Here is a 4,463-nt window from a genome sequence, read left to right on the forward strand (position 1 = left end):
AGTTGCGGAAAACGGAACAAGTAAAACCTGTATTGTTAGAAACAGTTGCAGAAAACGGAACAAATAAAACCTGTATTGTTAGAAGCAGTTGCGGAAAACGGAACAAGTAAAACCTGTATTGTTAGAAACAGTTGCGAAAAACGGAACAAGTAAAACCTGTATTGTTAGAAACAGTTGCGGAAAACGGAACAAGTAGAAACTGTATTTTCAGAAACAGAAGAACAAACGGCAAAACGAAAAAATGATGCCGTTTGTATTGAAAAATAGAAGTCAAGGATCGTTTTTGTTTATTTCCAAAATTGGTACCACTTCTTTTTCGCCGCCGTCTGAGAGTCCGGCTTCGGTTCTTCTTGTTTGTTCAAGTCAGCCGGCACCGCATTTTCGCTTGCGCCGCCCGCCGCGTCGTCCAAATTGCCGGCACCCGGTTTTTCAGTTGGCGTTTGCGATTTGAATTTAGGTTCAGGTTCTGTTTTTGACTCAGGTTTCGAGGACTCAATTTCCGGCTTTTTTGCATTTTCAATCAGCGGCTGCACTTGAAGCATGTACGCCTGGTGAATCCGAATCAGTTCTTCGTAATTTCGATTGGAAGCGGCCAGTTGATCTTTGAGATCGGAAATATGGCGGCGCTGAACTTCGATGATGTTGTTGTCGATTTCCCGCTGAACGGCTAATTCTTCGCGTTTCCGGAGACCGGAATAGTATTCGGCAAGAGCGATTGAAACAACTTCGTCCGGCTGTTTCTCGGATTCGATTTTGGTTTTTAAGTCGTCCGGCAGCCGGAAATTCACGTTGGCTTTGCCGATTTTTTTCACCGATTTGCCGATTTTTTCAAGATTTCCGCGCTTGGCATCCGCTTTTTCAAATTTCATTTTTTTGGAACTTTTTTGAGAATTATTTTTTAAATTTTTTTCTTTATTTTGAGACATGGCAAAACCCCCCCGTTATGATTTTAAAGTCCGGCTTCTTCGATGATTTTTGAAATGCGTTCGTGGAAGAACTTGCGGTCCATTTTTGTCCAAACGTCGCGGAATTTGAACAGCAGCGTTTCAATTTCTTCTTCCCGATATGTTTTATAGGCCGACAATTCCGATAAAACGGATTCAAAAGCCGCCGTTTCGTTGTCATCGCTGCCGCCGCCACCTTTTTCGGTTTCAATTTTCAGTTTCATTTCCTCAATGCGGCGGACATAATTTTCAATTACCTCAACGGCAACGACCGCGTCGTGGAAGTCACCCAAAATGTCCTGAAGTTCCTTGAACTCCTTCGTGAGCTTGACGGCGGTTTCGCCCAAACCGTCCTTGAAAAAGTCCAGCGTGTACCGGAAATTTTTGGCGGCAATCCGCAGGCGGTGGAGTTTGTCAATGTAAATGAACGGCCCGTCCATCCATTCGTGGTAAGCGGTAATGCCGGCGGCTTTTTCATACAAAACCTGCGGCAGCACGTCCGCGACGCGCGACGGAGCAACGTCGCCTTTTTTATTGATCTGCGGCGTCCCGATATAATCGCATTTGGTCAACGTCTTTTGGATTTCAGTCTTGAAACCCGAATATTCGGCCGAATTCAAATAAGAAATGACATGTTCGTGCGCTTTTTCCTTATCATTCGCCACCAGTTCAAAGAAAATGTCGAGACGCGACGGCGGAATTTGCGCGTTTTTCAAATAAACGTCAGTCTTTTCCAAAAGAACATCCAAATCGCGCGACTCTCCGAGCGGCGCCAATGTCTTTTTGAGGCTGTCCTCGGTTTTTAAAATCCATTCCGGATCTAAAAATTCGTAGAAAATCGTGATGGACGACCGCATCTTCCGAAGCGCGACGCGCATGTCGTGAACCGCTTCGATATCAACACCCTCGATGACGCCGGGCTCGCACTTAACGACCTCGGCCATTTGCGTCAAAAATATTTTTTCGGACGCGTTCGCCATCATGTCGTTTAAAGAAACCTTGCCGGACTTAATTTTGTCTTTTTCCTTTGCGTTTTCGTCATCGTCATCCGCCGCGGCGCCGATTCGGATAAACCGGACCGGAATTCCGAAAACAAAACGGAAAAGAGCGGACCATCTTCTTTTTGGCTTCGTTTTTTTGTCGGACGTGTAATAAATTTCAATGAATTTTTCAAGTTCCACCGCGGTCTCATGAATGATAAATTGTTCATTTCCGGCACTGTCAACACTGAATTTGTATTCAATATCGTCAAACGTCTGCCCGGTTTCAGAAACAACCGACTCTTCGATTTCAATATCGACTTCAGCATCAATTTCAGTATCTATTTCAGCATCAATTTCAGCATTGATTTTAAGATCGATCTCAACATCGGATTCCGCATAAGATTCGGCATCATTCCCGATATCATATACAATATCAAAGTCCATTTGAAGGTCAGCGTCAGAACCAATATCAATTTCAGGCGTCAGATCCGTTTCCGGTTCAATCTCAACGCCGTCATCTTCTGTTTCCAAATTCAATTCAAAATATTCATCCGACTCCTCAATCGTATTTCTTTCAACGTAAGCGATTTCCCGAATGCTGGCGCTTTCTTTTTCCAGCCGGTTGACGATTTGTAAAAACGAAGCGCTGACAAGCGCTTTTCTTTGAAGAGCGGGCGGCACGAAATAGCCGGCGCTTTGGATGGCGTTTCGGATGCTGCCGAGGGACGGATTTTGAATATTTTCAAGAACGAATACCAAACCCATCATTTTGAGATCGTTGAGCGTCATGCCTTTGAGCGGATGTGTGAGAACGATGTCTTTGGTGATGTTTGAGTTTCTCTCGATTGAAATTCCTTTGCCGACGCCGCTGAGAACGGCCAAATTTTTCAAAATCTTTTCCGAATGCGTTTTTTTGTCGGCGGGCGTGTCTTCTTTTTCCTGACCGCTTGCAAAAAATTCGGCGAAATAAGACATGTTTTCAGCACGGGATTTTCCGAAACGGACGTCGGAAACATCGGCGCCGTAGGACGTCGTCAGCTCGTCGGCCGTCCAAATTTTGCCGTCCGAAATTGGTTTTTGTAAATAATACGCCGGATTCTCGTCGCTTTCAAACACGAACGGGAACATAGACAGGCGGGACAGCAGAAAAGTCCGGTAAAGTTGCGTGATCTCTTCCAGCGTCGTATTAAATTTCAAAGCCGCAAAACTGACGGCAAGACCGCTGTCAAGAGCCAACAAAACAGACGCTTGGGTTTTGAAAATATCCGGCAAGCCGGAATCGGCGTCAGAACCGGAGCCGAAGCCGGAATCGGAATCAAAGCCGCTGTCGGCGCCGAACAGACCGTTTTTCCCGAAATAATCGAAAAAGTCGGTTTCATAATTTTTTTCGCAAATCTGAATCAAGGCAGCCTTTTCAGACGGCAGCAAAAAGTTGGTGCACGCCGAATCAAAAGAGTTTTCATCGCCGGCGTCCATCGAATAGTTCCGATTTTCAAAGGCGGGATTGACCCGGCCGTCGATTTTGTCGCGGTTGAAATAAAGAATCAAGCTGCGCTCGAATTTAGATAAATAATTTGTCCGGATATTGTTTTGAACCAACGGCTCCGATTTCAGCGCGTCCGCAAATTCTCTTAAAGATTTCTCCGTGCCGCTTTTGAGTTCAATTTCCAATTCAAAGAACGTGTGTTTTTGACCGAAAAGTTCCAAATAAACGCAATCAACTGCCATTTCCGCTAAAAACGGTTCCGAGCCGGTGTTCGTTCGGCCGGCTTCATTGTAACGAACATTTCGAAACAGCCGCTCCTGTTCGATCGAAAGAACCGGCACCAAATCAAAATCGCCGACGGCAAACATTATTTTTTTCAAAAAATCAGGATTGTCAATATCCTTAACGGTGGACCCTTTCGGCAATTTTTGTTTGGCTTCCATTCGTTTGTGAACGCCGTCGACATACCCGCCCAGGCTTTTGAGCGTCCATTCGACGCCGTCCGCGCCGGCTTCCTCCCGCGCGCGCAAATAGTAACCGACGGACAAAAGCAGAAAGTCATCCGTATCGTAAAACGTATCCGAAAAAAGAACCGGATTTCCGGTTTCAATGACAAAAGAACCCGTTTTTGGAATTGTTTTTAAAAAATTATGTGTTTCCGGCTTTAAAACACCGAATTTGTATTCAATTTCCATGTCCTTCCTTCCATTTAGTGTGTTGTTAACGTTTTTGCGGCAAAACAACCGTGATCGATTTTTATTTTTTTTATTTATATTTTATTTAAGTAAGACTCTGTTTCTGTATAAATAGCCACCGAAAATGCCTGTTTCAAAATAAAAAATACAAAAAAAAAGAGAAACGGAAAACGGATATTAAAAATTCACGAAACAATCCAAAGACAGGTGAAAGGATAAGAATTAAAAAAGGGTCATGATAAGAATAGAGGATTTTCTCTGATAATTTCCAGGATTTTCAGATATAAATTCTCATTCCTATAATTGTACCTAAATTCACATTCTTTTAAGTAAAGATTAAAATATCTTTTATCAA

General features: G+C 43.8%; 2 protein-coding genes. Both read right to left on the minus strand.

Annotation, left to right across the window (positions count from 1 at the left end; translation table 11 throughout):
* Positions 1-287 precede the first annotated feature (287 nt).
* The gene (locus tag MsAg5_RS09175) at positions 288-926 is read right to left on the minus strand and encodes a hypothetical protein (protein WP_338100333.1); all 639 of its coding nucleotides are present in this window, start codon (positions 924-926) and stop codon (positions 288-290) included.
* A 23-nt stretch (positions 927-949) separates the two neighbouring features.
* A complete protein-coding gene (locus MsAg5_RS09180; RefSeq protein ID WP_338100334.1) occupies positions 950-4,108 on the minus strand; it encodes a CYTH and CHAD domain-containing protein in 3,159 nt (1,052 codons plus the stop codon).
* Positions 4,109-4,463: the final 355 nt, after the last annotated feature.

The organism is Methanolapillus africanus (genome assembly GCF_032714475.1).
GTDB classification, from domain to species: domain Archaea; phylum Halobacteriota; class Methanosarcinia; order Methanosarcinales; family Methanosarcinaceae; genus Methanolapillus; species Methanolapillus africanus.

Bases quoted from the DNA above. Each gene is read 5' to 3' on its own strand.
- MsAg5_RS09175 (WP_338100333.1), bottom strand. From the start codon at position 926: ATGTCTCAAAATAAAGAAAAAAATTTAAAAAATAATTCTCAAAAAAGT.
- MsAg5_RS09180 (WP_338100334.1), bottom strand. From the start codon at position 4,108: ATGGAAATTGAATACAAATTCGGTGTTTTAAAGCCGGAAACACATAAT.